Origin of the sequence: Citrobacter sp. Awk 4, from assembly GCF_028069725.1 — a bacterium.
Lineage (GTDB): Bacteria > Pseudomonadota > Gammaproteobacteria > Enterobacterales > Enterobacteriaceae > Citrobacter_D.
The window spans coordinates 37603-63513 of sequence record NZ_JANEWG010000003.1 but is presented as its reverse complement, the minus strand read 5'-3'; the positions used below and the strand labels follow the sequence as shown (position 1 = coordinate 63513).

At 54.1% G+C, this 25911-nt stretch carries 23 protein-coding genes; 9 read left to right on the top strand and 14 right to left on the bottom strand.

Features of this window, described 5'->3' with window-relative positions; genetic code table 11:
• Positions 1-24: 24 nt before the first annotated feature.
• Positions 25-351 (bottom strand): DUF883 domain-containing protein, encoded by a 327-nt coding sequence (locus tag NNO04_RS01750; protein ID WP_271443206.1) that lies wholly within the window; start codon positions 349-351, stop codon positions 25-27.
• A 161-nt stretch (positions 352-512) separates the two neighbouring features.
• Here NNO04_RS01750 and NNO04_RS01745 point away from each other — a divergent pair, with 161 nt between their 5' ends.
• Positions 513-869: a DUF2002 family protein gene (locus tag NNO04_RS01745; RefSeq protein ID WP_271443205.1), complete on the top strand. Its 357-nt coding sequence runs from the start codon at positions 513-515 to the stop codon at positions 867-869.
• A gap of 35 nt (positions 870-904) precedes the next feature.
• On the opposite strand, the gene alaE is transcribed toward NNO04_RS01745, so the two are convergent.
• The gene (alaE, locus tag NNO04_RS01740; RefSeq protein ID WP_162382855.1) at positions 905-1354 is read right to left on the bottom strand and encodes an L-alanine exporter AlaE; all 450 of its coding nucleotides are present in this window, start codon (positions 1352-1354) and stop codon (positions 905-907) included.
• A 694-nt stretch (positions 1355-2048) separates the two neighbouring features.
• Here alaE and stpA point away from each other — a divergent pair.
• Positions 2049-2450 carry a DNA-binding protein StpA gene (gene stpA / locus NNO04_RS01735; protein ID WP_271443204.1) on the top strand — a complete coding sequence of 134 codons (402 nt, stop codon included), beginning with the start codon at positions 2049-2051 and terminating at the stop codon, positions 2448-2450.
• Between the two features lie 87 nt (positions 2451-2537).
• Here stpA and NNO04_RS01730 read toward each other — a convergent pair whose 3' ends face one another.
• Both NNO04_RS01730 and NNO04_RS01725 read right to left on the bottom strand, forming a co-directional pair.
• Positions 2538-3065 (bottom strand): rhodanese family protein, encoded by a 528-nt coding sequence (locus NNO04_RS01730; protein ID WP_271443203.1) that lies wholly within the window; start codon positions 3063-3065, stop codon positions 2538-2540.
• A 9-nt stretch (positions 3066-3074) separates the two neighbouring features.
• Positions 3075-3374 (bottom strand): ArsR/SmtB family transcription factor, encoded by a 300-nt coding sequence (locus tag NNO04_RS01725; RefSeq protein WP_162382899.1) that lies wholly within the window; start codon positions 3372-3374, stop codon positions 3075-3077.
• Positions 3375-3556: 182 nt separating this feature from the next.
• Between NNO04_RS01725 and NNO04_RS01720 the strand changes: the two genes are divergently transcribed.
• Positions 3557-3715 carry a YqaE/Pmp3 family membrane protein gene (locus tag NNO04_RS01720; protein ID WP_192613185.1) on the top strand — a complete coding sequence of 53 codons (159 nt, stop codon included), beginning with the start codon at positions 3557-3559 and terminating at the stop codon, positions 3713-3715.
• A gap of 26 nt (positions 3716-3741) precedes the next feature.
• Here NNO04_RS01720 and csiR read toward each other — a convergent pair whose 3' ends face one another.
• From csiR to NNO04_RS01675, 9 genes are all read right to left on the bottom strand, one after another.
• A complete protein-coding gene (gene csiR, locus NNO04_RS01715) occupies positions 3742-4434 on the bottom strand; it encodes a DNA-binding transcriptional regulator CsiR (RefSeq protein WP_271443202.1) in 693 nt (230 codons plus the stop codon).
• 51 nt (positions 4435-4485) lie between these two features.
• Complete coding sequence (gene gabP / locus NNO04_RS01710) at positions 4486-5886, bottom strand: GABA permease (RefSeq protein WP_271443201.1); 1401 nt, start codon at positions 5884-5886, stop codon at positions 4486-4488.
• A gap of 121 nt (positions 5887-6007) precedes the next feature.
• Complete coding sequence (gene gabT, locus NNO04_RS01705) at positions 6008-7291, bottom strand: 4-aminobutyrate--2-oxoglutarate transaminase (protein WP_271443200.1); 1284 nt, start codon at positions 7289-7291, stop codon at positions 6008-6010.
• A gap of 35 nt (positions 7292-7326) precedes the next feature.
• Complete coding sequence (gabD, locus tag NNO04_RS01700; protein WP_271443199.1) at positions 7327-8775, bottom strand: NADP-dependent succinate-semialdehyde dehydrogenase; 1449 nt, start codon at positions 8773-8775, stop codon at positions 7327-7329.
• A gap of 23 nt (positions 8776-8798) precedes the next feature.
• Positions 8799-10067 (bottom strand): L-2-hydroxyglutarate oxidase, encoded by a 1269-nt coding sequence (gene lhgO / locus NNO04_RS01695; RefSeq protein WP_271443198.1) that lies wholly within the window; start codon positions 10065-10067, stop codon positions 8799-8801.
• A 23-nt stretch (positions 10068-10090) separates the two neighbouring features.
• On the bottom strand, positions 10091-11068 hold the full coding sequence (gene glaH / locus NNO04_RS01690; protein WP_271443197.1) for a glutarate dioxygenase GlaH: 978 nt from the start codon (positions 11066-11068) through the stop codon (positions 10091-10093).
• Between the two features lie 288 nt (positions 11069-11356).
• Complete coding sequence (locus NNO04_RS01685) at positions 11357-12787, bottom strand: DUF2272 domain-containing protein (RefSeq protein ID WP_271443196.1); 1431 nt, start codon at positions 12785-12787, stop codon at positions 11357-11359.
• Positions 12788-12828: 41 nt separating this feature from the next.
• A complete protein-coding gene (locus NNO04_RS01680; RefSeq protein WP_271443195.1) occupies positions 12829-13776 on the bottom strand; it encodes a hypothetical protein in 948 nt (315 codons plus the stop codon).
• Between the two features lie 356 nt (positions 13777-14132).
• Positions 14133-15044, bottom strand: a complete 912-nt coding sequence (locus NNO04_RS01675) for a LysR family transcriptional regulator (RefSeq protein ID WP_271443194.1) — start codon at positions 15042-15044, stop codon at positions 14133-14135.
• 153 nt (positions 15045-15197) lie between these two features.
• Between NNO04_RS01675 and speB the strand changes: the two genes are divergently transcribed.
• The 4 genes from speB to betA all read left to right on the top strand — a co-directional run bounded on the left by speB (position 15198) and on the right by betA (position 21152).
• On the top strand, positions 15198-16175 hold the full coding sequence (gene speB, locus NNO04_RS01670; RefSeq protein WP_271443193.1) for an agmatinase: 978 nt from the start codon (positions 15198-15200) through the stop codon (positions 16173-16175).
• An 87-nt stretch (positions 16176-16262) separates the two neighbouring features.
• Positions 16263-17774 carry an aldehyde dehydrogenase family protein gene (locus tag NNO04_RS01665; protein WP_271443192.1) on the top strand — a complete coding sequence of 504 codons (1512 nt, stop codon included), beginning with the start codon at positions 16263-16265 and terminating at the stop codon, positions 17772-17774.
• Between the two features lie 142 nt (positions 17775-17916).
• Positions 17917-19461 carry a purine-cytosine permease family protein gene (locus tag NNO04_RS01660; RefSeq protein ID WP_271443191.1) on the top strand — a complete coding sequence of 515 codons (1545 nt, stop codon included), beginning with the start codon at positions 17917-17919 and terminating at the stop codon, positions 19459-19461.
• Positions 19461-21152: a choline dehydrogenase gene (gene betA / locus NNO04_RS01655; RefSeq protein ID WP_271443190.1), complete on the top strand. Its 1692-nt coding sequence runs from the start codon at positions 19461-19463 to the stop codon at positions 21150-21152. The genes NNO04_RS01660 and betA overlap by 1 nt, the downstream gene beginning before the upstream one ends.
• A gap of 100 nt (positions 21153-21252) precedes the next feature.
• Here the strand turns inward: betA and NNO04_RS01650 are convergent, their stop codons facing one another.
• Entirely contained in the window at positions 21253-22086 is an 834-nt protein-coding gene (locus tag NNO04_RS01650) for a MurR/RpiR family transcriptional regulator (RefSeq protein ID WP_271443189.1), read from the bottom strand.
• Between the two features lie 215 nt (positions 22087-22301).
• On the opposite strand from NNO04_RS01650, the gene NNO04_RS01645 reads away from it, so the two are divergent.
• Positions 22302-23807: a CoA-acylating methylmalonate-semialdehyde dehydrogenase gene (locus NNO04_RS01645; protein WP_271443188.1), complete on the top strand. Its 1506-nt coding sequence runs from the start codon at positions 22302-22304 to the stop codon at positions 23805-23807.
• 11 nt (positions 23808-23818) lie between these two features.
• Positions 23819-25744 (top strand): 3D-(3,5/4)-trihydroxycyclohexane-1,2-dione acylhydrolase (decyclizing), encoded by a 1926-nt coding sequence (iolD, locus tag NNO04_RS01640; RefSeq protein ID WP_271443187.1) that lies wholly within the window; start codon positions 23819-23821, stop codon positions 25742-25744.
• Positions 25745-25911: the final 167 nt, after the last annotated feature.

Sequence of the window (25911 nt, the reverse complement as noted above, 5' to 3'; positions counted from 1 at the left end):
GTCATCATCCGGCACACCGGCTTTTTAGCGACGCCGACTCAGTAGCGCGCCGAGAAAAATACCGACCGCCGCTGCGGTACCTACGCTGCACCAGGGTTTGTCGCGTACAAACGTATCCGCGCAGCCAATGGCATCCCGGGCTGCCTGCTGGACGCGAGTACGGCCATGCATACGTGCGCGAGTCTCTCTCAGCAAAGCCTGCGCCCTGCGTCGTGCGTCCTCCGCTTCCTCTTTGGCGTCACTCCCCCAGGACTTAAGCACCTCTTCCAGACTGTCAGCTAATCGGCTGGCATCGTTATGAATATCCTGTACATCTTCATCGACGTCGTTTCGGTTGGGTCTGTTAAACATATGATCCTCCATTGATTTCGATGTGCCTTTCAGTGTAGACCATAATTTTATCTTCCGACGTTCATCACGCTGTATTCGTTTGTTTATGGACTTTTCTGAAAGCGCTGCTAATGCTGAATCAGGTATGGTAAGGCCGCGGTAAAAGATGATGAGGAAAATATATGTATTTACGACCTGATGAGGTGGCGCGCGTACTTGAAAAAGTGGGCTTTACCGTCGATGTAGTGACACAAAAAGCGTACGGTTATCGACGTGGCGAAAATTATGTCTACGTGAATCGAGAAGCGCGTATGGGACGAACCGCATTGGTGATTCATCCAACATTAAAAGAAAGAAGTTCTTCACTGGCAGAGCCGGCAACGGATATTAAAACCTGCGATCACTACCAGCAATTTCCACTGTATTTAGCGGGCGAAACGCACGAGCATTATGGTATTCCACACGGATTTAGCTCGCGTATTGCGCTGGAACGTTATTTGAATGGATTGTTTGGCGAAGCAAAACTCAGTTCAAACTAATCAAGCGACTGGCGGGGCCAGTCGCAAATGATAACTCAGGCTTTGGCCTGATGGTAACTGCTGACCTTAAACAGGCGACGGCAGTAGTCGAGAAAATAGCCGTAAACGGCCCCCATCAACATGGATACCACGATATTTGAACTCACCGCCGCGGTGATCTGATGCCAGTCTGCGCCAACCGTCAATAAAATAGCGACATAAACAGGCGACTGGAAAGTCACATAAGCCAGAATATCCGCCAGGTTTTTCACCCATCCTGCTGAACTTGCCTTGCGTGAAACGCGCATGAACAGGTCGCGGTACATTCCATATGGCCATGCAATAAGGATGTTAACGGGTATGGCAACCAGTCTGGATGAAAGTGACTGTTCAAAGGTCATTCCGGAGAGGAATATCTCGATCAACATGTTCACGACAGAACAGTAAACAACCATCGCGAACGTGTCAGCGACAGCATGACGCAAGCGTGACTGCGGTGAGAACATGTTAATGCTCCTTGTCAAAGGGGAACAATCGTCGTTAAATACTTCCTTGCAGTGAATTAGCGAAGCCTTTTCGCTTTTGCATAGAGTATATCTCTATATAATAACTAGCAATTAGCGTAAAATTTTTATTTATGCGCTTTTTGTCGATAAAATGCTCTGTGTGAGTCTGTTTTTTGTACATTTCGGGATTTTCGGTGTTTGTTTGTAAAAAATACATTTTAAATCAATTGGTTATAAATGGTTGTTTTTTTGGTTTTTTTGAGAGTCATTGTGAAATGTGCCAGATTCGACAGAGAATCCGGTGGTGCCGGCGGTTTTTGTTTTTCCAGCAGGTTTAATGCTGTGCAAGTTAATTTAGCAGCATAAAATTCCATCTAAACACTTTGACTAATTATTCAATTTTTATCCATCTCTATTCACTAAGCTTCAGTGGCGGATGAGTGACATATTCCTTCGGTCGCTTATTTTGCACGGATTGTCTGACACACCACAGAAAAATATATTTTTTTATTTATTCATAATTTGCAACCTGGAAAAAATATACTCATTGAGGGTGCTTGATAAATAATCATTATAAAGTGATATTTCATAATATTCTTCAGTATGTCATGGGCTGGAAATATCATTAAATATCGAATACACTTCTCTCTGTAATACAGTTTTTGGTTTTCTGCGTTAAAAGGTTTTTATTATTATGAATGTGATGTTACAGAACTTAAATAATATTCGTACGTTGCGTGCAATGGCTCGCGAATTCTCCATTGACGTTCTTGAAGAAATGCTCGAAAAATTCAGGGTTGTCACTAAAGAAAGACGTGAAGAAGAAGAACAGCAGCAGCGTCAACGTGCAGAGCAGCAAGAGAAAATTAAAACTTTTCTGGAGCTGATGAAAGCGGACGGCATTAACCCAGAAGAATTACTGGGAATGCAAATGACGGCACCTCGTGTCTCGAAAAAACGTCAGCCGCGTCCGGCAAAATACCGTTTTGTCGATTTTAATGGTGAAACGAAAACCTGGACCGGGCAGGGGCGTACGCCTAAGCCGATTGCTCAGGCGCTGGCAGCCGGTAAATCTTTGGATGATTTCTTGATTTAATTCTGAGCGTGATATGCCGGATGGCAGCGTTAAACTGCCTCCGGTTTACTCCCGGAAATGGCGCAACACGTACATCATGCCAGGTTATTAATGCGCGCGACGGTTCCAGGGCATTTTATCGAGCAGACGCGCCATCCCGCAAAAACCGGTGAATCCGGCCAGCATCAGCCCCGCGCCGACAAAACCGCTCAGCAGGAAGAAGCCCTGACTCACCGCATATCCCAGCACAACCCCGAGTAAAATCAGCCCGCCCGCGGCAATCTGCACCTGACGCATAAGCGGCAGCGGCTGCGATGTGTCCTTTGCGACGGGTAACGACGCCGCTTTCCAGCCATCAATACCCCCTTCCAGCAGCCAGACTTTTGCCGGAGCCGCAACCGCCTGTAGCCTTGCTATATTGTTTTGCGTGCGCCTCCCCGACTGGCAATGAAAGATAACGCACTCCCCGCGCAGATGGCCGGGTAACGTGCCCTGCTCAAGGGTGGGGAGCGGAACCAGATGGGCGTCAGGTATATGTTCATGCAGATACTCATCGGCATCGCGGATATCAATTAGCATTGCGCCCTGCGCTATCAGCGCCTGCGCCTCACGTGGGGAAATCATCCCGCTTGTCATAATGGCTCCTTATGGGCAGTAGAGGGTTTTCAATGTGGCGATCAGTGAACCTACCGCCTTATTTTTAATGAAGTAATGAATACGCTGGGCATCACGCTGGCTGTCAATAAGCCCTTCTTCGCGCATACGCGCCAGATGTTGAGAGGTGGCAGAAGGGCTAAGTCCTGTCGCCCGCGCCAGTTCACCCGCACTGGTGCCCGGCGAACCGCAGAGCATGCATAAAATCAACAACCGCTTTGGGTTGCTCATGGCTTTTAGCAGGGCGGCGGCCTGTTCAGCGCTGGCCTGAAGTTGTTCGAGTTCAGTCATGGTTATTTAAGTATTATCTAAATTAAGGTAATTCTAAAATACTGCGCAACAGTATGCCAGCGTCAAGAGCGTAAAAGAGGGTAAAAGAAACGGGGTAAATTGGCAGAGTTGGGTAAAATGACTACGCTTAGAGAGAAAATCTCTTTTTTAAACAATGAGTAATTTTACTTTTTGGAGTGTGTATGGGTTTCTGGCGAATCGTGATTACCATCCTTCTTCCCCCGCTCGGCGTACTGCTGGGGAAAGGATTCGGCTGGGCATTTATCCTGAACATCATTTTGACGCTACTGGGCTACATCCCCGGCCTTATCCATGCTTTCTGGATCCAAACTCGCGACTGATTTTTGACGTATAGCAAGAACAGACCTCAGGTCTGCTCTTGCTGAAGTTTCCCGGACATCGCCTGCTGAATAATCGGGATTGGCGTCAGTAAATGCTGGCGCATTAACTCGCTGGCGCGTTGTGCATCCCGCGCCAGAATCGCCTCGGTCAGCGTCTGGTGCTGGTTATGTTTATCTTCCAGCATTTCAACCGACAGGACCGTTTCACGCAGCCAGATAAACCGGTAGCGCGCGGCAAGATCAAACAGGCGTTCACGCATTTGCAGCAGATAATGTGAACCGCATCCGGCGACGATGGCGGAATGAAACGCCTGATGACGCTGATCCCACTCATCCAGCATTCCTTCACTGGCATCGCTTGATTCCAGTTTATTCAGCATATGCGCTCTGGCGAGGATCTCTGCTTCCCATGCGTCGTCACCGCGCTCAATAGCCAGCCGTACCAGCATGGCTTCCGTATTGGCGCGGGCATCGAAGATATCGAGCAGTTCCTGCCCGGACATGGGAGCCACACGGTAGCCTTTCTGATTGACCACGGTCACCAGTCGTTCCGCCACCAGTTGGGAAAGGGCTTCTCGTAGCGGTCCCACGCCAAGCTCATAACGCGAAGTCAGTAAACTCATGCGCAGTTTTTCATCGGGCTGATAAATACCGCGAATGATGTCATTTTTAAGCCAGTGGTATCCATCGATGGCCGTCGGCTGGGAAGTGGCGGTCATGGGTGCGACTCCTGAATAAAATCACTATCCCGGCTTGCGCCGGGAACAGGTCTAACGTGTATTTTGTAACGGTGCTTTTTGCCACGATAGCAGCTTTTTCCAGCGTGACATAATCGGAACCGTACAAATGATCCCCAAGCCCAGAAGCCCTGTGGAAATCACCTCAAGCTGCTGTGCGGGCCGGAATAACATGGCGATCAGGACGAAAGCGATAAAGGCAATCACCAGCCAGGTTAACCACGGATAGAGCCACATTCTCAGTGTAATGTCGCTCCCCTGCGCCAGAAGAATTTTACGCATCCGCAATTGAGAGACGGCAATGACCAGATACACCAACAGCGCGATGGCACCTGAACTGTCGATCAGGAATTTAAACACTTTTGCCGGAGCATAATAGTTAACCACCACCGTTAAAAACGCCGCGCCGGTTGAGAGCAGCACTGCCACATAAGGCGTTTTGCTGCGGTTGGTTTTGCCCATAAACGCTGGCGCATCGCCGCGATGGCTCAGGGAGTAAAGCATCCTGGACGCCGTATACAGCGCGGAGTTCAGACAACTGGTGACCGACAGTAAAATGACGCAGTCCATAATCAGTTTGGCGTGCGGAATATGCAGCAACTCCAGCACCGAACGATACGAACCCACACTCTTAAGCCCTGGCATGTTCCAGGGGATCAGCGCCACCACCACGAAAATCGAGCACAGATAGAAGATAGAAATACGCCAGATAACCGAGTTAGTTGCCCGCACGATGTGTTTGCCCGGTGTGTCGGATTCCGCCGCGGCGATGGTGACGATTTCCGCCCCCATAAACGAAAACATCGTAATCAGCATGGCGCTCAGTACGGCACCAAAGCCATTTGGCATAAAGCCGCCTTGATCCCATAAGCGGGAAATACCGCTCACTTCGGCATACGGATAAAAACCACTGATCGCCACCGCGCCCAGCGCGATAAACGCCAGAATGGCAATCACTTTGCACAGCGCCAGCCAGAACTCAAATTCGCCATAGTTTTTGACGCTCAGCAAATTACTGCCCGTTAGAGCGAGTGTGATAACCAGTGAAAACAACCAGATAGGTATGCCAGGAACCCATGAATTCAGGATGATGGCCGCGATATTGGCTTCCAGCGGAATCACCAATACCCAGAACCACCAGTACAGCCAGCCAATGGTATATCCCGCCCACGGACCAATCGCTTTATCCGCATAGGTGGAAAAAGACCCGGTGTCTGGCGTGGCGACAGCCATTTCAGCCAGCATACGCATGATCATCACCACCAACAGACCGGCAAACAGATAGGCCAGCAGAACGGCAGGCCCGGCTTCAGCAATAGCAACGCTGGAGCCGACAAATAAACTCGCGCCGATAACACCGGCAATAGATAACATGGTGACGTGGCGTGATTTCAGCCCGCCCCCTAAAGCATGTGATTCTGACGCTTGCCCCATCTTCTATCCTCTCGAAAGTGTGTCACTTGGGAGAGCACCCCGACATTTCCCGCGTCGGGGCACGCGTATTATTGTTGTGTTTACTGCATCGTCATCATTCCGTTAGCAACGAGGTATAGCCTTAGCGTTGTTTAGCCTCATCAAAACACTGGGCGATGATCTCCAGCCCCTGGCGGATCTGCGCATCTTCAATGGTCAGCGGTACCAGAATACGCAGCACGTTGTAGTAAGGGCCGCAGGAGAGCAGGATCAAGCCTTTGTCACGCGCGCGGGCGACGATTTCCGCCGTCAGCTTCGCATCGGGTTTACTGTGATCGCCATTTTCAAACAGTTCGATGGCAATCATGGCGCCCAGTCCGCGAACATCACCGATTTCCGGGTGTGTTTCGGCAATGGACAGCAGTCCTTCACGCAGGGTTTTGCCCAATGAGTTGGCTTTTTGCAGCAGATTTTCCTGCTCGAAGATTTTCAGAACCGCCAGCGCGGCGGCGCAGGCAATCGGGTTACCGGCATACGTGCCGCCCAGACCACCCGGAGCAACGGCGTCCATCACTTCGGCACGACCGGTCACGCCCGCCAGCGGGAAACCCCCGGCAATGGATTTGGCAAAGGTCGTAATATCCGGGGCGACGCCCATTTGTTCCATAGCGAACAGTGTGCCGGTACGGCCTGCGCCGCTCTGCACTTCATCGGCAATCAGCATGATGCCGTGCTCGTCGCAAATCGCGCGCAGGCGTTTCATAAAGGCCGGGGAGGCGGCATAAAAACCGCCTTCTCCCTGAACAGGTTCGATGACGATAGCGGCAATGTCTTCCGGCGCGGCATCGTTTTTGAAGATACGCTGAATGCTGGCAATCGCATCGTCATCGCTGATACCGTGCAGCGCGCAAGGGTACAGCGCACGATAAACGTGGCCAGGCATCAGGCCCATCCCGGCGGAGTACGGATTCACTTTCCCGGTCAGCGAGAGCGTGTAGTGGGTACGGCCGTGGTAAGCACCGCTAAACGCAATGGTGCCGCTGCGTTTGGTGGCGGCGCGGGCGATTTTCACCGCATTCTCAACCGCTTCTGAACCGGTGGTCACCAGCAGGGTTTTCTTGGCAAAATCCCCCGGTACTTTCTGGTTCATGATTTCACACAGTTCCAGGTACGGTTCATAGGCCAGCACCTGAAAACAGGTGTGCGACAATTTCTTCAGCTGTTCTTCTACTGCTGAGACGATCCCCGGATGCAGGTGTCCGGTATTCAGCACCGCAATGCCGCCCGCAAAATCAAGAAACTCACGGCCTTCAACATCCCAGACGCGGCAGTTTTCTGCGCGATCGGCAAAGATGGGGTGAATCTGCCCAACGCCGCGAGGAACGGCGTTGCTGCGGCGCTGCATTAATTCTTTATTGGTGCTCATTCATTTTCTCCAGTCTTCAATCAGGTAAGGTTTACTTAAAGGCCGATACACATGTATTTGATTTCTAAATAATCTTCGATACCGTATTTGGAACCTTCACGGCCAAGGCCGGAGGCTTTGATCCCCCCAAAGGGAGCGACTTCGTTAGAGATAATGCCGGTGTTGATCCCCACAATGCCGTACTCCAGCGCTTCGCCGACGCGGAATACGCGGCTCAGATCGCGGGCATAGAAATAGGCGGCCAGACCGAACTCGGTGTCGTTGGCCTGATGAATCACGTCGGCTTCATCTTTAAAGCGGAACAGCGGCGCGAGCGGGCCGAACGTCTCTTCTTTGGCCACTTTCGCATCACGCGGGACATCCGCCAGAATAGTGGGCTGGAAGAAGTTGCCGCCCAGCGCATGCGCCTGACCGCCAGTGATCACGCGCGCGCCTTTTTCGACGGCATCCGCGATGTGTTCTTTCACTTTGGCGACGGCTTTCTCATCGATCAGCGGTCCGGTGGTGACGCCTGCCTGTAAGCCATCGCCGAGATGCAGTTTGTTCACTGCCTGCTGCAGTTTTTCGGCAAATCGCTCGTAGACGCCGTCCTGCACATACAGGCGGTTGGCGCAGACGCAGGTCTGCCCGGCATTACGGAATTTTGAGGCCAGTGCGCCTTCTACCGCTTTATCCAGATCGGCATCGTCAAAAACGATAAACGGCGCGTTGCCGCCAAGTTCCAGAGAGACTTTTTTGATGTCTTTGGCGCACTGTTCCATTAACTGACGGCCAATTTCTGTGGAGCCCGTAAAGGAGAGTTTGCGCACCAGTGGGTTGCCGGTCAGTTCATTGCCGACAGCGCTTGCTGATCCGGTGACGACGTTGAAAACTCCGGCGGGAACTCCGGCGCGATGTGCCAGTTCCGCCAGCGCCAGCGCGGAAAACGGTGTCTGGCTGGCGGGTTTGAGCACCATAGTGCAGCCTGCGGCCAGCGCCGGACCCGCCTTACGGGTGATCATGGCCGATGGGAAGTTCCACGGCGTAATGGCTGCAGTGACGCCAATCGGTTGTTTGATGACGATCAGACGTTTGTCTGCCTGATGGCCCGGAATGGTGTCGCCATAAATACGTTTGCCCTCTTCGGCAAACCATTCAATAAAGGAAGCGGCATAGACTATCTCACCTTTCGCTTCAGCCAGCGGCTTGCCCTGTTCCAGGGTCATCAGACGCGCCAGGTCGTCCTGGTGTTCCATCATCAGATTGAACCAGCGACGCAGTATATTGGCCCGCTCTTTGGCGGTCAGCGCACGCCAGGCGGGAAGGGCGCGGTTCGCGGCTTCAATGGCCTCGCGGGTTTCACTGGCCCCCATTTTGGGGACGCTGCCCAGTTGTTGACCGTTTGCAGGATTGTTCACTGCGATCACATCGCCGCTGTGGGCATCGCGCCACTGGCCGTCAATAAAAGCCTGTTGGCGGAACAAGGTTGGATCGTTAAGTTGCATGATTGCTTCCTGTCTCAAGGTGTTTAACGGGTAAATGCGGCGTGTAAGGTGTCCACGCTACGTGCCGCACGCAGCGTGCGTCCGGAATTGTGTTGGCTCTCCAGTAGCGTCTGTACTTTGCTGACGATATGGGCGCCGATCGGAATCGCCGATGTCGCCGCAGGAGAAGGGGCGTTACAGGTATGGATAGAACGCGGCGTGGTCACAAACAGAAAGTCGTCGATAAGCTTTCCGTCAGGCGAAACCGCCTGCGCCCGTACGCCCGCAGGCCACGGCTGGAGATCTTTTAATGTCAGGCTCGGGCAGTATTTTTGTACCAATCGTAGGTAGCCGCTTTTGCACAGCGAGTTTTTCATTTCACCGAGGCCTGAACGCAGATTGTTTTGCAGCACACGACGGATCCCGGATGACCCGAGGATCTCCAGCGTGTCGCTGAAGGAGAAGTCGCGTTTGCGATAACCTTCGCGTTTAAAAGCGAGTACGGCGTTGGGGCCGACCGTGACGCTGCCGTCGATCATGCGGGTGAGATGTACGCCAAGAAACGGCATCGCCGGATCGGGGATCGGGTAGATCAAATGGTTGACGATGTGATTATGCTCAGGCGCCAGGCGGAAATACTCGCCACGGAACGGGCAGATAATAAAACCGGGATTGACTCCCAGCATTTTGACCAGCCGGTCGGCCATCAGTCCGGAGCAGCTAATCAGCGTCGAGGCTTCAAATTCATGCCCCTGCCGGGTGTGGACAACCACGCCGGTCGCGTGCTCTTTCAGGGCGCTCACCTCGGCGTGATAAACAATCTCGCCGCCTTTTGCCTGGAAGATTTTCGCCATTGCGGCGGTGACTTCGCGATAGCTGACGATCCCGCTGGAAGGCACAAAAATGCCGCCCAGTCCGCTAATGTTCGGCTCGCGTTCGCGCAGCGCTTCGGCACTGAGCCACTCGCGTTCCAGCCCGTTGGCTGCCGTACGATCCCATAACGCCCGCATCCGTTCCATTTCCAGTTCGGAGGTGGCGACCAGCATTTTTCCGCATTCGTCGTAGCGAATGCCGTTTTGATCGCAGAAGGCTTTGGTGGCCTTGTTTCCCGCCAGGCAAAACTGCGCTTTCAGGCTGCCGGGGGTGTAGTAAACCCCGGCATGAATGACACCGCTGTTGTGGCCCGTCTGATGACAGGCCGGTGCGGACTCTTTTTCCAGCACCACAATTTTGGCGTCCGGGTAGACATCAATCAGCTGCATGGCGGTCGACATACCGATGATGCCGCCGCCAATAATCACAAAATCATACATCCGCTCTGTTCCTCGGGTGGCGCTTATTGGTGCGTCTGGTAGCCGTGAGCGGCGTAGGCGAAATAACCGCGCTGGCGCATCAGTTCACGACGTAAATCAGGATGCGCGGTAAAACGATCGCGTCCGTGCAGCCAGAACAGGTTGTTAATCAGCAAGAATTTGCCGACCGGAACCGGAACGGAAAGGATGTTTGTACTGGTTTCCAGCGCGTCGGAAAGATCGCTAAGCCAGGTGCCTTCTTCAAAATCTTTCGGCTGGACGAACTGGTCGATGTAGCGCATGACCGGACGGCCCTGCTGGTCGACGTCGAACACCGGGTGAAAGACATCGTGACTGACGTTTTTGCTCGGCGGCGCTGCCCAGCGCATCGCCCGGCGCGCCAGAGGATGCGAGAAGTACTCTTCCAGATGCTCCCAGTCATCAAGATGCAGCAGCAGCGAATTACCGCCTTCCATGTTCTGCTCATCGATTTTCATCATCAGCACGTAATCGGTTACCTCTTCGACGTAGGTTCCGTCATTGTGCAATTCCAGTACGCGGTGAGGCTGGCGCAGGTAGCTGTCTGAACTGTCAACATTTTTCACCACAAACCGCGCATAGTATTGACCGCTCATCGCGTCAAAATTGGAACGCCCAATCAGATGCGCTACGGCAGTCGCCAGCTTGACCATGTCGTCAGCCTGCGCCACGTTATCGATCCCTTCAGCGCCGATCAGCAGCGCGCCTTCGCCTCGTTCCAGCAACGTTTTGATCAGCAGCGGTTGCAGTTGGTTGTCGCAGAGATCATCGAGGATCTTGCCCACCTTAAAACGTAAAAATGATTTGTATTCCAGCGCCTGCACCGGCCACTGCGCAACCTGCTGTAAGAATTGTTGAGTTGTGTCGGAGGTGAACGTCAGTTCCAGCAGTCGCGGTGATTGTGCAGACGGGGCGACGGTGAAACCGGTGTAGTTCCGGTCTAAATCTCCAGCGTTGGGTTTTACGGCAGTCAGTGCATTCATCGGAATCGATCCTCTCGGTAGATTGTCGTGGGAGACATGGCGATGCTCATTTCGTAGCCATAAATTAAAAATATCTACATTTTCAATAAACGCATATAAAACGGCCAAATTGTTTAATTTTTGTGATCGGTGGCAACAAATATTTAACAATATGAATTGTGTGGATAATGGCGGGAGAGGGACGGTTTTTATATAAATGTCATTTAAAACAGTGTGTTAATGAAAAATGACCGCTGGAGGAACGCTCCAGCGGTGTACTCATAGATACGTCACAGGAAAGGAGGACTCTCAGCCAGCGCGATAACCCATAATGGCGAACAGCGTTTCGCCGCCTTGTGCGCCACTGGCCAGAAAACCTTCGGCAGTGAGCGCTAACGGGCGTCGTGTCACCGAATTACCGACATTGCCGCCGATAATTTCAATTTCATCAGTACCGACGGAAACCACTAAATCTGTATGACTGCTGTAATTGCCCAGATGCTGGTGATCGTAGTCGACGACTTTATCGGGGTCCCGATCCCAGCACACCAAATCGCCCACCTGGGGTTTTCGCTCATTCAGCCTGTAGCCCCAATACAACGCATTGGCGTTACCCTGATTTCTGTCGCGGATAGATTTACTGATGTAGGTAGCATGCGAAGCAGAGTAGGCAAACCGATTCCCGGCTCCCGCCTGGCGCATCACCCATGAGATAAACGCCGCTGACCACGGCCAGTCATGATCCCGCCCGTCTAGATCGTCGCGTCCGATCTTCTCCCAATACAGGCCGACGCGCTGCCACCAGCCATCTTCACCCTCTTTACGCCCGGTATGGATAATGCCGCCGTTGCGGTTGTAACGTTGATCGCCAAAAAATCGCCATTCTTCGGTCGCGATTGACGCCGCACTGGCGCTAAAACCGGTAGCTGAAGGAACCGCTGGTTGGGTGTCCGACGTGGAGGGGATAGTGCCGTTTCCACTAGTCGCTTCACCAAGAAACGGCACTGTGCCTTGCTCCATGAGCGGAATTGCGATCGGAGCTGCCGGTATGTCGGGTGCTGGTCCTACGGGGATACCGTTGGCATTAATCGGCACCTGCGAAAGATCCCAGTTATTGCGTTCAATTTCGCGGCGCAAACATTGGGTGCGGTAAACCGTCGGATGAAGAACCGAATTGCTATGGTTGGCAAGCCATGAATTGCGTACCCGGACATACTCGGAAATCCACGTGCGCTCATTGCCTCCGCTGGCCGGAGGAACCTCACGAAAACGGGAGCGCAGGAATGGCAGGATGCTGCCGCTATGGATAAAAGAGTCATAGATGACCAGCATGGAAAGCGCTTCTTTAAATCCAAACGTTTGTGCCCATTTCAGTGCCGGAGCGAAATAGCGCTCATCAAAAAACTGGTCCTGAACGCGCTTCATTATCGGATCGTCGCTGCCTGCGCGCCGCAACAAGCTTTTGAACTGCTCATGATCCACCAGCGGTGTATTTCCGATCATGGGCACGAAGGGGGCAAGTTCGGCGCTGAATCGCCCGTTTGCATTGACGTATCGGGCAATAAGATCCTTCAGTTTGCCGTATTCGGTGGTTTGCGAACGGCCAAAAGTCACTTGCCGAATCTGATGGGGGCCATCAGGGAATATGGCAATGACGGAATAATTTCCTTCGGCTGAACCGGTTTCAAAAGCATTCAGGACACGTTCACAAAGACTTTTTTGCACGGGTGTGAGTAGCATAAAAACCCTCCTGTTATCGAGAGTGAGTGAATGCACATTGCTTACTTTTTCTTACGCGCGGGCTGGGCTGGATCGGGAGGTTTTGGGCCGGTAGAGCGTAGCTGCATGACGCGCTGAAGCGTGTCGAACCAGAATTGACCGCCGAGAGAAACGGCGAAAATGGTGACCAGCAATCCCGCCACTTTTGCAAGGTATCCAAAAACGTCTTTCGGTAAACCGTGCCATCCGAATGGGAGGCCGGACGTTTCCAGAGCGGATACCGCCTCTGTATATTTTGTTGTGGCTATTTCGACTTGAGCGTTTGCTTTTTCAACGGTGAGATCTGTCGTTTTGTTCTTCGCTTTTTCAGCCTGATTTTCCGCGCTGGTCAGAGCCTGCTGCGCAGTGCTCACTATTTTTTCGCGGGCCGCAGGATTGGTGGACAGTACTGTCGCAATATGGATGGAGTCGACGTTTCCGCTGAGCACCAAAATCGCGGCGACGATAAGCGTAATGGCCTGCGTTTTGCGTTTGTACCAACCGGAGGCGCGATCCATCACGGCATCAAACTGTTTTGCGACCGCTTTGCGAAACTGGCGTGCGTCGTTTTCGGTCTGCATCACGACAGTTTCAAGGATCCCTTTTATGCGGTTACTTTCCGCTGTTCCCGGCAGCGAATTCACCCCTGCGGACAGCGTCGCCATGACGCTTTTTCCCACCACTAACGATTCCACGACCTGTCCGACAATTTCCGGGGGAATATAAGAGGGGAGACCATTTTTGCCTTTGCTGAGGGATTGAATCAAAGGATGCGCATAAAATTGGCTAACAAACTGTTCCTTCGGCGCCAGTTCTCCTGAAAATAACTCTTTCAGCGCCAGGTCAAGATTTTTGCTGCGGATATTGGCCCAGGAAGAAATGGCCTCAACGATCGCGGTACAGGCAATGCCAAACGAAAAGTACACGGTCATAAGCCCAATCAGTACATCGAGCGTCTCGAGTCCAAACATGTTGTTTTCCTCACCATCAGGCGTGTTCGGTCAACCGCTGCCGGAAATCGTGTAGATTTCTCCCTGAAATATGAATCAGATACCCTAAACAATCGTTAATATTTTTGTCGTAATTTGTCGTGCGATATCAATCATTCGTCGCATCCAGTTTGCTTTCCCATTTGGAAAACAAGGATGTTGGTAATACGTCAGTGAAACCGAATAATTTCCGATGGGTGAGAATGATTAGGCGCGCTGAAGGAGGAGAGGCGTGGCCGTGCGCAGTATGATGAACAGAATCCGGACAGCCGCGATAATTATCCGATCTGCCCGGTATTCTGTTATTTCCGGTGGTTCTTTTTACTCAACGTAATCAATCAGGCTGACGCGGAATAAGAATGGCTCATCAGCTCCTCCATAAACAGGCGAAGGATTGCCGGTTGCGTGGCTCCCCGTTTTGTTATCGAAGCAAACGGCCATTTTGAACCAAATTGCTCAGGTGCCAGTTGGCGCATTTGACCAGAGTTGACCCACTGGCGGGCGTAATGACGGGGGAGAAAACCGAGGTACGCGCCGGTCAGAATGAGAATGGCCTGGGCTTCGACATTGTCGACGGTGGCCGCGGCATAGCTTGATTTGAGCAATTGCAGATCGTGTTGTTGCAGAAAGCCGCGCGCGACAATCTGACTCTCACGGATCGCCTCGATGAGGGCATCGCCGCCCGGCGGATTATCGAAAAGCGGGTGATAGCGGCTGCAATACAGACCATCAGGTTCATCGTATAACTGCGTATAACAGAGCCCTGCCACTTCAAACGGGAAATGACCAATGGCGACGTGCAGTCGCCCGTCGAGGACGCGTCCTTCCAGCTCAGCGGGCGTACCAATGTAGATATCCAGTTGCACATCGTGACCGTGGGAGACGAACTTGCGCAACGCACGCGACAAGACGCTGTCGCTGTCGGTGGCGGTATTGTCAATGATGCCCAGATAGAGCTTGCCGGAAATGTGTCGTTTGAGGGCGGAGGTATCCATACAAAACGTATCCACCGCCAGAAATAACCGTTGTGCCGCCTCGTAGGTGGCGGTGCCGTATTCGGTCAGTCGAAACCCACAGCGCCCGCGCTCGCACAATTTGACGCCGAGTCGTGTCTCCAGGCTGGTCATATGTTCGCTAATCGTGGACTGGCTCACATTCAACGCCGCCTGAGCTGCAGAAAAACCGTTACATTTCACTATGGTCATGAAAATTCTGAGTAGCTTTAGGTCAATATTCTGCAGTTGATTCACGTCTCTATCCCCTCATGTGTTACTTCGGAAAAGCCGATATGAATATCTGATGTTTTCTATTTTTAACATGCAAATTGTTGTCCATAGTCATTGTTATGGCAAGTCAACCTGTGCCAGGGCATTTCAGAAAATTCACTGACTGGGGGAGAAAGTATGGGGAACAATAATTACGAGTCCGGACGATTGAATCTACCGTTTGTCGGCCATTGTACTTTTGCGAAAGCGCCGGTATGCCTCAACTGGGAAGAGATTGATGCCGATGTCGCGATCCTTGGCGCGCCCAACGATATGGGGACGCAATGGCGTTCAGGCGCCCGCTTCGGACCCCGCGGCATCCGTGAGGCGTCTACGTTATTTTCGTTTGGTCATGCCGGTGCCTATGATCATGAAGATGATGTGCTGTACCTGACGCAAGATCAGGTACGGATGGTCGATGTGGGCGATGCTGACATCGTACATACCGATATGAACAGCAGTAACGCGAACATTGAACTGGCGGTGCGTAAAATCCTGGCTTCCGGCGCGATGCCGGTGGTGCTGGGCGGCGACCATTCCATTCATGCCCCGGTCATTAAAGCCTATGAAGGGCGCGGGCCGATTCACATCGTCCATTTCGATGCCCACCTCGACTTCGTCGATGAACGCCACGGTGTGCGCTACGGTCATGGCAGCCCGCTGCGCCGCGCGTCAGAAATGAATCACATCGCGGGCATGACGCAACTCGGTATCCGCAACGTCTCCTCATCCAACCGCAGCGACTACGACGCGGCGCGTGCGGCGGGTTCCAATATTCTGTCGGTACGCGATGTGCGCCGTTTAGGCGTTGAAGGCGTGCTGGAGCAGATCCCGCAGGGCTGCAACTACTATCTCACCATTGATATTGACGGTTTTGACCCCTCGATTGCGCCGGGCACCGGTACGCCGAGTCACGGTGGTTTCCAGTACTACGAGGTGCTGGAGATTATTCAGGCGCTGGCGAAACGCAGTGGCGGCAACATTATCGGTATGGATTTGGTCGAAGTGGCACCCGCTTACGATCCCACCGGCGTGACCTCGATTCTGGCGGCCCAACTGCTGATGAACAGCATTGGTTTTATTTTCTACGAGCGTAAGCAATCCCAGAATCGCTAAGCAACATGTGGTGGTATAGCCACCCTCTGAACCCTACCTGCAAAACCCGTGAGTCAAAAATCGGGTGTAAAAAAAGAGGAACATCAAATGGATGCAGCAGTAACGCACTATCTCAATCGTTACGGTATTTTAGACGCGACACGACGCTTTCTGAGCAAACCGCAGAAGATGTTTATCGGCGGAGAGTGGGTTGACGGTAGCGAAGGGGAGGTCAGCGCCGTTATCGAGCCTTCCACCCAGGGCGTGTTGACCACGATCCCGCTGGCAACCGCGTCTGACCTTGATCGCGCCGTGGCGGCGGCTCGCCAACAGTTCGACCACGGTGAGTGGCGTCGTCTGAAACCGCTGGAACGCGAGCGTATGCTGCATCGCCTCGCCGATCTGATTGAAGCCAATGCCGAAGAACTTGCCCAGATCGAATCCATCGATATGGGGAAATCGGTGACGCAGGCGCGCGACGTTGATATCCAGGGCACCATCGACACGTTCCGCTACTTCGCGGGCTGGGCCTCAAAGCTGCATGGCCGCACGGTAGAACCTTCGCTGCCGGGCAATTATCTGGCGTATACCCGCAAGGAGCCGATCGGCGTGGTAGCCGCGATTGTGCCGTGGAACTTCCCTCTGCAAACCATGGCGTGGAAACTGGCGGCGGCGCTGGCGGTGGGCTGTACTGCGGTGATTAAACCCGCAGAACTGACGTCATTGTCGACCCTGCGTTTTGCTGAACTGGTCCAGGAAGCGGGCATTCCGGACGGCGTGGTGAATATCGTCACCGGGTACGGCAGTGTGATTGGCGCGGCGATGACCACCCATCCGGGGATCGACAAAGTGACCTTTACCGGCTCGACGCCTGTCGGACGTGCCGTTGGACAGACTGCCGTTGAAAACATCAAACGCGTGACCCTGGAGTTAGGCGGGAAATCCCCGGTTCTGGTGCTGGAAGATGCAGATATCCCTGCCGCCGCCCAGGCGGTGGCCAACGGGGTGTTTTTTAACTCCGGGCAGGTCTGCGACGCGGGGACCCGCGCCTATATTCACCGCAGTATTTACGACCGTTTCCTGGCGGCGCTCGCCGACTATACCGCCACGCTGAAAATGGCTCCTGGCCTCGATCCGGAATGCTTTATTAGCCCGCTGGTCTCCGCCAAACAGAAGGACACGGTGCTGTCATACATTGACGCTGGCGTGCGCGAAGGGGCGACCGTTTACTATGGCGGACGTTCCCAGGATCGGGAAGGGTTCTTCGTCGAACCGACCATTTTTGCTCACTGTCGCAATGATATGCGCATTGTGCGCGAAGAGATCTTTGGCCCGGTGCTGGTCACCGCGCCATTCGATACCGTTGAAGAAGCGGTGGAACTTGCCAACGACTCGCCGTTTGGGCTGGCGGCCGCGATCTATTCGAACGATTTGGCCCGCGTGCATACCCTCATTCCTCAGCTTCATGCCGGTTCGGTGTACGTGAATGCGCACAGCACTATTGATCCGGCGTTACCGTTCGGCGGTTTCAAGGACTCTGGCTTTGGTAAAGATCTGGGTCCAGAGCAGCTTGACTACCTGATGGAAACCAAAACGGTGTGGATAACCCTGCCTTCATAGTCCGACTTATCGGCCCTTCCGGCGCAGCATCATGCTGCCCGGATGCGGCCCGGTATGGCACAACGCACTGAGCTAACGAGCCGGCAGTCGCCTGGCTTAATGAATTCTTATTGCTTCACCCTTATCTCCCCAGGGGGACCTTATGCAACCAGAATCAACCGCAGTGAAAGGGACAAGCAGTGAACAACAAAGTCCAATAGAAGGACGCTCGATCGACTTTGTGCCAGAACAGGAACGCACCGATAAACTCTCCAGTCAGGGACCCTTCTGGTTTGTCGGCAATTTTACTTTTTTTACCATGACCATCGGCTTTGTTGGGCCAAGCGTCGGACTTGATGCGCTATGGACCACGCTGGCAGGCACTCTGGGCATTATGTTCGGAACCTTGTTCATGGCTTTCCACGGATCGCAGGGACCGCACCTGGGTCTGCCGCAGATGATCCAGTCACGCGCGCAGTTTGGCTATCGCGGCGTGGTGCTGGTGTTGTTAGCCACGCTGTTTGTGTTTGCCGGCTTCAATATTGTCAACCTGGTGCTGATGATGCAGGGGCTGAAAACGCTGTTTAGCTGGAACCCGTTCCAGGTCGCGCTGGCGGTGACGGTACCGGCGACCATTCTGGCTATTCTCGGCCATGACTGGATGCACAAAACCTTCAAATGGTCGCTGTTTTTATCGCTGCCGTTGTACGGTCTGGTGACGCTGGCAGTACTGATGGGCTGGGTTCATGACGCTCCGGTTGTTGAAGGGGCGGCAAAGGCACCGCCTTTGGGCTTCAACTGGACGGGCTTTATTGCGCAGTTTGCGGCGGCCGCCAGTTACAACATCGCTTACGCACCGTATGTCTCCGACTATTCGCGCTATCTGCCGAAAAATACCTCCAGCGGTAAATTGATCACTGCCGTGTTTCTCGGGGCATCGCTGTCGGGGGCCTGGATGATCTCGGTGGGCGGCTGGCTGGCGTCTCATCTACGTGCGACGGATGTGCTGGTGGCGCTCAATATGGTTGGCGCCAACTTTTCTCCTCATCTGGGGACTGCCGTCGTGGCCATCACTATCCTGGCGTTCCTGCCGGTGATTGCGATGAATATCTACAGCGCCAAACTGACCGCCATTACCAGCGTGGACTCCTTCAGGAAGATAGAACCGACGGCCAAAGCACGCATCGTGGCCATTATCTTTGTGGTGTTCCTGCAACTGGGCGTGGCGATGAGCATCTACAACTCCAGCTCGGGGTTATCCGTGCTGAACATCTATCTGGTGGTGATGTTGTACTTCCTGGTGCCCTGGACGGCGGTCAATCTGACGGACTATTTCTTTGTCCGTAGAGGGCGTTACGCCATCCCGCACTTCTTCCAGCCGCACGGCAATATTTATGGCCGTTGGGGGGCGCGTGGTTTGTTGTCCTACCTTGCGGGCTTTCTCGCAATGGTGCCGTTCTTCTGCATCTTCGACGGCGGTCGCGAGGTGTTTGTCGGGCCGATAGCACGTGCGATGGGCAGCGTTGATCTGGCCTGGCTGGTGGGGCTTATCGCCTCCAGTATCGTCTACTACGTCTCCTGCCGTTCACTGAACCTGCATCATGAAGAAGCCGTGATTTCGCATATCGAATTACACATGCCGGAGTACACCACGGGTAATAAAGGTGTACCTGTCGCAATTGTCCAGAACCAAAATGGAGCAAGATAATGATGTCTACTAAACAGTTCGACTACATAATCGTAGGGGCAGGATCGGCAGGTTGCGTACTGGCAAACCGCCTGACCGAAGACGCGCGCGTGAACGTATTGGTTCTCGAGTACGGCGGAAGCGATCGCAACATCATTATCCAGATGCCCAGTGCGTTCTCGATGCCGATGAACACCAAAAAATTTAACTGGCACTACGAAACCGAGCCAGAGCCGTATTTGGACGGTCGTCGTCTGCACTGCCCGCGTGGGAAGGTGTTGGGCGGATCGTCATCGATCAACGGTCTGGTCTATATCCGGGGTCATGCTTACGACTTCGATGAATGGGAGTCGACAGGGGCCAAAAACTGGGGTTATCGCCACTGTCTGCCCTATTTCCGTAAAGCGGAAAACTACAAGTTTGGCGGTGATGATTATCGCGGTTCAGAAGGCCCGCTGAGCACCAACAACGGCAACAATATGCAGAACCCGTTGTATGGCGCCTGGGTTGAAGCTGGCGCGCAGGCGGGCTACATCAAAACGGATGATACCAACGGCTATATGCAGGAAGGCTTTGGCGCGATGCATATGACGGTCAAAAATGGCGTGCGCTGGTCTACCGCAAATGCCTATCTGCGACCCGCCATGACCCGACCTAACCTGACCGTCGTCACCAATGCGATGACGCGTAAGCTGGTGCTGGCAGGTAAACGCGTTGTTGGCGTTGAGTATGAGCAGGGGGGAGAAATTCACACTGTGCGCTGTACGCGAGAGGTGTTGATCTCTTCCGGTCCGATCGGCTCCCCGCACTTGTTGCAACGCTCCGGCATTGGTCCTGCCGAGGTTCTGCGCAAAGCCGGTATCGAGGTGAAACACGATCTCCCAGGCGTCGGGGAAAACTTGCAGGATCACGCCGAGATTTATATCCAGTTCCAGTGCAAAGAACCGGTCTCGTTGAACAGCAAAATGGGGCTGTTTTCGAAAGCGTTAATTGGCCTGCGCTGGTTGCTGTTTAAAGATGGCCTGGGGGCGAGCAACCATTTCGAAGCGGGGGGATTCATCCGCTCAGAGAAGGGGTTGCGCTGGCCGGATATTCAGTTCCATTTTTTACCTGCGGCAATGCGCTACGATGGCGATAAGCCGTTCAAGGGACACGGCTTTATGGTGCTGACCGGTCCTAACAAACCGAAGAGCCGTGGCTATGTGCGGGTGCGTTCTGCCGATCCGTATGAGCATCCGGAAATTCGTTTTAATTACCTGGAGCGCGAAGAGGATCGTGAAGGCTTTCGCCGCTGCGTCCGCCTGACGCGTGAGATCATCGGTCAGCCTGCGATGGACAGCTTTCGTGGCGAGGAGTTGGCCCCCGGCCCGAATGTGAACACGGACGAGGAGATCGATGCATTTGTGCGCGCCAACATGGAAAGCACGATGCATCCGTGTGGATCCTGCCGGATGGGGGAAGATCCGCTGGCGGTGGTTGATTCTGAGCTGCGCGTGCATGGCCTGCAAGGGGTGCGCGTGATCGACTCATCGGTGTTCCCAACGGAACCGAACGGCAACCTGAATGCGCCGACCATCATGCTGGCGGAACGTGCGGCGGATCTGGTTCGGGGTCGCACGATGCTTGCGCCGTCAGAGGTTGAGGTTGGCCTGGCAGATAAGTGGGAAACGCAGCAACGCACCCACGAACCTCGCCGTAAAGTGGCCGTCTGAACACGGTTTTGCTCAGTGTTCGGCGATGTTCCAGGTATGACTGGAACATCGCCAGTGCCACGGACGGCATACGGCCCGCGCGATTGATGCGATCCCGCTGTTATTTGTGACCGTTTCCCTGCCGGTAAGCCAGGGCGACAACCAATGACTGTACCAGGCAAAGGGTGGCGGATTGCGATCGAAAGGCATCCACCTGCGCCTCTTTCACCACAAAACAGAGATCGCTAAAGGTCGCCAGCGGGCTTATCTGGCTGTCGGTGATCACAATCTGTTTTGCCCCCGCTTTGGCCGCAATTTCACTGACCATCAGCGTCTCTTCTGCATAAGGGGAAAAGCTAATGGAGATAACGATATCGCGCGTTTTAATGCGGTTTATTTGTTCACGGAGCATTCCCCCCATACCATCGAGCAGTATGGGCCGGCACTCGACGTGGCTCAGCGCATAGGTCAGATACGCGGCAACGCTAAACGAGCGGCGCAATCCGGCAATATAAATCGTGTCGGCCTCTGCCAGTAACTGAACGGCGCGTTGCAGCATCTCCGGATCGGTACGTGACGCTAATTGCTGTAGCGCCTGCGCATTCGAGCGGGCAAATTCCTGTAGGATTTCCAGCGGCGTTTCCGGTACGGATTCGCTTTCCATCTCCCTGAACAGTCTTGCACGATCGCTGTAGTTGGCCGTCTCTTCCACCAGATTCATACGAAACAGTTGTTTCATTTCATTGAATCCGGTGAAGTCAAATGCGTTAGCAAAGCGGATAAGCGTCGAAGGCGGGACATCCGCCTGCTCGGCGATGACCGCGACGGTATCGAAAGCCACACTGTTCGTATTATCCAGCACGTAGCGGGACACCTGCTGCAACCGTTTACTTAAACTGTCGTAACGGTCGCGAATTTGCTGCTGCAACTCGCTCAGACTGGATGCTGTCGTCATTTTTTTCTCTCTAAACTTAGTTTTCTGATTCTAAACGCAAAATTACACATTTCAAATGCCAGTGTCATACCTGCCATGGTGCGGCAGATCGTTAACATAAAAATCCATCCCTGATCACAATAATCAATATTTGTTTTATTTCAACTTAAAATAGAACGTTTATTTCATATACAGTGGTTGGGAAATAGTCATGTACTCACAGCGAGAGGTTCAGGATGGAGACGGTAGCGAATTTTATTCACGGCGAATGTGTCACTGGTGCTGGCCAGCGCCTTCAGGCGATCTTTAACCCTGCCACGGGCGAGCAAATTCGTCAGGTGGTGATGAGCACGGCGCAGGAAACAGAGAGCGCCATTGCGGTAGCGCAGCAGGCATTTGGCACATGGTCAAAACAATCGCCGCTGAAACGCGCGCGGGTGATGTTCCGGTTTAAAGCGCTGCTGGAACAGAACATGAAAATGCTGGCCAGAATTATCAGCGAAGAACATGGCAAGGTCTACTCCGATGCGGTAGGGGAAGTGACGCGCGGTCTGGAAGTGGTGGAGTTTGCCTGCGGCATTCCGCATTTGCAAAAAGGGGAGCACTCGGCGAATGTCGGCACCGGCGTTGACAGCCACTCACTGATGCAGCCGCTGGGCGTCTGCGTTGGGATCACACCGTTTAACTTCCCGGCGATGGTGCCGATGTGGATGTTCCCGATTGCCCTGGCGACGGGGAATACGTTTGTGCTGAAGCCGTCGGAAAAAGATCCCTCGCTGGCGGTTGCGCTGGCGAAGCTGTTGAAAGAAGCGGGCTTGCCGGATGGCGTATTCAACGTCGTGCAGGGCGATAAAGAAGCGGTGGACGTGCTGTTGACCGACTCGCGCGTACAGGCCGTGAGTTTTGTCGGTTCCACGCCCATTGCCGAATATATCTATCAGACGGCCTCGGCGCACGGTAAACGCTGTCAGGCGCTGGGCGGCGCGAAAAACCACTGTATTCTGATGCCGGATGCCGACATGGAGATGGCGACGAACGCCATTATGGGGGCGGCTTACGGTGCGGCAGGCGAGCGCTGCATGGCGCTCTCTGTGGTGCTGGCGGTCGGAGACCACACGGCGGATGATCTTTGCGCCCGTCTTGAGAAACAAATTGCCGCGCTGCGTGTCGGACCGGGGCTCGATCAGACGCCGGAAAATGAAATGGGGCCGTTAATTTCTGCGGCGCACCGTAGCAAAGTGCTGAGCTATATCGACAGCGGCGAAGAGCAGGGCGCGACGCTGCGTGTGGATGGTCGGGGCTTTAGCGTTAAAGACCACCCGCAGGGCTATTTTGTCGGGCCGACCCTTTTCGATAACGTCACGCCTGAGATGACCATCTATAAAGAGGAAATCTTCGGACCGGTTCTGGCAATCGTGCGGGTGGCGGATTACGCCAGCGCGATTGATCTGATCAACCGCCACGAATACGGTAACGGAACAGCCATCTTTACCCGTGACGGCGGCTGCGCACGGCGCTTCAGTGAAGAGGTTCAGGCGGGAATGGTGGGTATCAATGTGCCGATTCCGGTTCCGATGGCGTTTCATAGCTTCGGCGGCTGGAAGCGTTCCATTTTTGGTCCGCTCAACGTGCATGGCAACGACGGCGTGCGTTTCTATACCCGCATGAAAACCGTCACTGCCCGCTGGCCCGAAATGCAGCAAGACAGCGCCGCCGCCTTCTCCATGCCGACACTGGGCTGACAGGGGGATTTATGAAAACCGAACGTATGACCATGGCGCAGGCCCTGATCAGGTTCCTCAACCAACAGTATGTCTGTGTCGATGGCCAGGAGATGGCCTTTGTCGAAGGCGTCGCCACCATCTTCGGTCACGGCAATGTGCTCGGGATCGGCCAGGCGCTCGAGGAGGATGCCGGGCATCTGCAAGTGCATCAGGGGTGTAATGAGCAGGGGATTGCGCACATGGCGACGGGATTCGCCAAACAGCATCGGCGTCAGCGTATCTACGCGGTGACCTCATCGGTGGGACCGGGCGCGGCAAACATGGTGACCGCCGCCGCGACGGCGACCGCGAACCGTATTCCGCTGCTGCTGCTGCCGGGCGACATTTATGCCAGCCGCCAGCCGGACCCGGTATTGCAGCAAATCGAGCAGTATCACGATCTCAGCATCAGCACCAACGACTGTTTCCGTCCCGTCTCGCGTTACTGGGACCGAATCAATCGCCCGGAACAGTTGATGAGTGCCATGCTGAGCGCCATGCGAGTCCTGACCGATCCGGCGAATACCGGTGCCGTCACGATTTGTCTGCCGCAGGACGTGCAGGGCGAAGCCTGGGATTATCCGCTGAGCTTCTTTGCCCGTCGTGTTCACCATATTGAAAGACGACCGCCCGATCCGCAAAGGCTTGAGCAGGCGCGCGCGCTGATTGCCCGCAAACAACGTCCGCTGGTGGTGTGTGGCGGAGGGGTACGTTACTCCGCCGCTCACGAGGCGTTTCGCCAGTTTGTCGAAACTCTGCAGTTGCCGTTTGCGGAAACCCAGGCCGGAAAAGGGGCGCTGACCAGCGATCACCCACTGAATCTTGGCGGCATTGGGGTGACTGGCGGGCTGGCGGCGAATCGGCTGGCGCCCCAGGCCGATTTGGTGATTGGTATCGGCACCCGTTTGACCGATTTCACCACCGGATCAAAAGCGCTGTTTTCGCATCCGGAGGTGGAATTCCTCCTGCTGAACGTCGCCGAGTTCGATGCGCTGAAACTGGATGCGACGGCGCTGGTGGCCGATGCTCGCGCCGGAATGACGGCGCTGACGGAGCGTCTTCAGGATTACCGCAGCGACTGGGGAAGCGAGGTGGCGCAGGCGAAAGCGGCCTGGCATGAGGAGTGCTCTCGTTTGTGGTCGCGCGAGTGGCAACCGGACGAGGCACCTGAAATTGCCGGGCATCTCGATGCGCAACTGGCGGAGTACAGTCGGGCGCTCAACACGCGTATGACCCAGACGCGGGTGCTCGGGCTTATCAACCAGCATATTGAGGACGACGCCATTATCGTGGGGGCGGCAGGATCGCTACCGGGAGATTTACAGCGTATCTGGCAGGTGAAAACCCCCGACAGTTATCACCTCGAATATGGCTACTCCTGCATGGGGTATGAGATAGCCGCTGCGCTGGGGGCAAAGCTGGCGAAACCCCAGCAGCCGGTCTATGCGATGGTGGGCGACGGTTCGTACATGATGCTACATTCCGAGCTGCAAACCGCGGTACAGGAAGGGGTGAAAATCACCATTCTGCTCTTTGATAATGCCGGGTTCGGCTGTATCAATAATTTGCAGATGGGGCACGGTATGGGCAGTTTTGGCACCGAAAATCGCCAGCGTAACCCGCAAACCGGGCTGCTGGACGGCCCGCTGGTGCAGGTCGATTTTGCGCAAAACGCCGAAAGTTATGGTTGCAAGGCGTGGCGGGTAAATGACGAACAGAGCCTGCTGGCGGCGCTGGAAGCCTCGCGCGCACACCCTGGGCCCACACTGCTGGACATCAAAGTGTTGCCGAAAACCATGACCCATGATTATGCGTCATGGTGGCGAACCGGTGATGCACAGGTGGCAGAGTCGCCGCAGGTGCGTCATGCCGCGGAACAAACGCAGTCACAACTGAAGAACGCCCGTCAGTATTAAGATCGCCATAGCGCCGATGACATGTCGTCAAAGGCGCTATCACTCATCCAATTCCTGGTTCAATGAAATTTTTATTCCATTCCATGCTTCGGTAATCCTGATGAAAATGTTGTGAGACTGATAACAAAACCAGTCTCAAATATCATCAAAGTGTTAACTTGTGCGCA

Coding starts and splice junctions, on each gene's coding strand:
- NNO04_RS01750 (WP_271443206.1), bottom strand. CDS start 351: ATGTTTAACAGACCCAACCGAAACGACGTCGATGAAGATGTACAGGAT.
- NNO04_RS01745 (WP_271443205.1), top strand. CDS start 513: ATGTATTTACGACCTGATGAGGTGGCGCGCGTACTTGAAAAAGTGGGC.
- alaE (WP_162382855.1), bottom strand. CDS start 1,354: ATGTTCTCACCGCAGTCACGCTTGCGTCATGCTGTCGCTGACACGTTC.
- stpA (WP_271443204.1), top strand. CDS start 2,049: ATGAATGTGATGTTACAGAACTTAAATAATATTCGTACGTTGCGTGCA.
- NNO04_RS01730 (WP_271443203.1), bottom strand. CDS start 3,065: ATGACAAGCGGGATGATTTCCCCACGTGAGGCGCAGGCGCTGATAGCG.
- NNO04_RS01725 (WP_162382899.1), bottom strand. CDS start 3,374: ATGACTGAACTCGAACAACTTCAGGCCAGCGCTGAACAGGCCGCCGCC.
- NNO04_RS01720 (WP_192613185.1), top strand. CDS start 3,557: ATGGGTTTCTGGCGAATCGTGATTACCATCCTTCTTCCCCCGCTCGGC.
- csiR (WP_271443202.1), bottom strand. CDS start 4,434: ATGACCGCCACTTCCCAGCCGACGGCCATCGATGGATACCACTGGCTT.
- gabP (WP_271443201.1), bottom strand. CDS start 5,886: ATGGGGCAAGCGTCAGAATCACATGCTTTAGGGGGCGGGCTGAAATCA.
- gabT (WP_271443200.1), bottom strand. CDS start 7,291: ATGAGCACCAATAAAGAATTAATGCAGCGCCGCAGCAACGCCGTTCCT.
- gabD (WP_271443199.1), bottom strand. CDS start 8,775: ATGCAACTTAACGATCCAACCTTGTTCCGCCAACAGGCTTTTATTGAC.
- lhgO (WP_271443198.1), bottom strand. CDS start 10,067: ATGTATGATTTTGTGATTATTGGCGGCGGCATCATCGGTATGTCGACC.
- glaH (WP_271443197.1), bottom strand. CDS start 11,068: ATGAATGCACTGACTGCCGTAAAACCCAACGCTGGAGATTTAGACCGG.
- NNO04_RS01685 (WP_271443196.1), bottom strand. CDS start 12,787: ATGCTACTCACACCCGTGCAAAAAAGTCTTTGTGAACGTGTCCTGAAT.
- NNO04_RS01680 (WP_271443195.1), bottom strand. CDS start 13,776: ATGTTTGGACTCGAGACGCTCGATGTACTGATTGGGCTTATGACCGTG.
- speB (WP_271443193.1), top strand. CDS start 15,198: ATGGGGAACAATAATTACGAGTCCGGACGATTGAATCTACCGTTTGTC.
- NNO04_RS01665 (WP_271443192.1), top strand. CDS start 16,263: ATGGATGCAGCAGTAACGCACTATCTCAATCGTTACGGTATTTTAGAC.
- NNO04_RS01660 (WP_271443191.1), top strand. CDS start 17,917: ATGCAACCAGAATCAACCGCAGTGAAAGGGACAAGCAGTGAACAACAA.
- betA (WP_271443190.1), top strand. CDS start 19,461: ATGATGTCTACTAAACAGTTCGACTACATAATCGTAGGGGCAGGATCG.
- NNO04_RS01650 (WP_271443189.1), bottom strand. CDS start 22,086: ATGACGACAGCATCCAGTCTGAGCGAGTTGCAGCAGCAAATTCGCGAC.
- NNO04_RS01645 (WP_271443188.1), top strand. CDS start 22,302: ATGGAGACGGTAGCGAATTTTATTCACGGCGAATGTGTCACTGGTGCT.
- iolD (WP_271443187.1), top strand. CDS start 23,819: ATGAAAACCGAACGTATGACCATGGCGCAGGCCCTGATCAGGTTCCTC.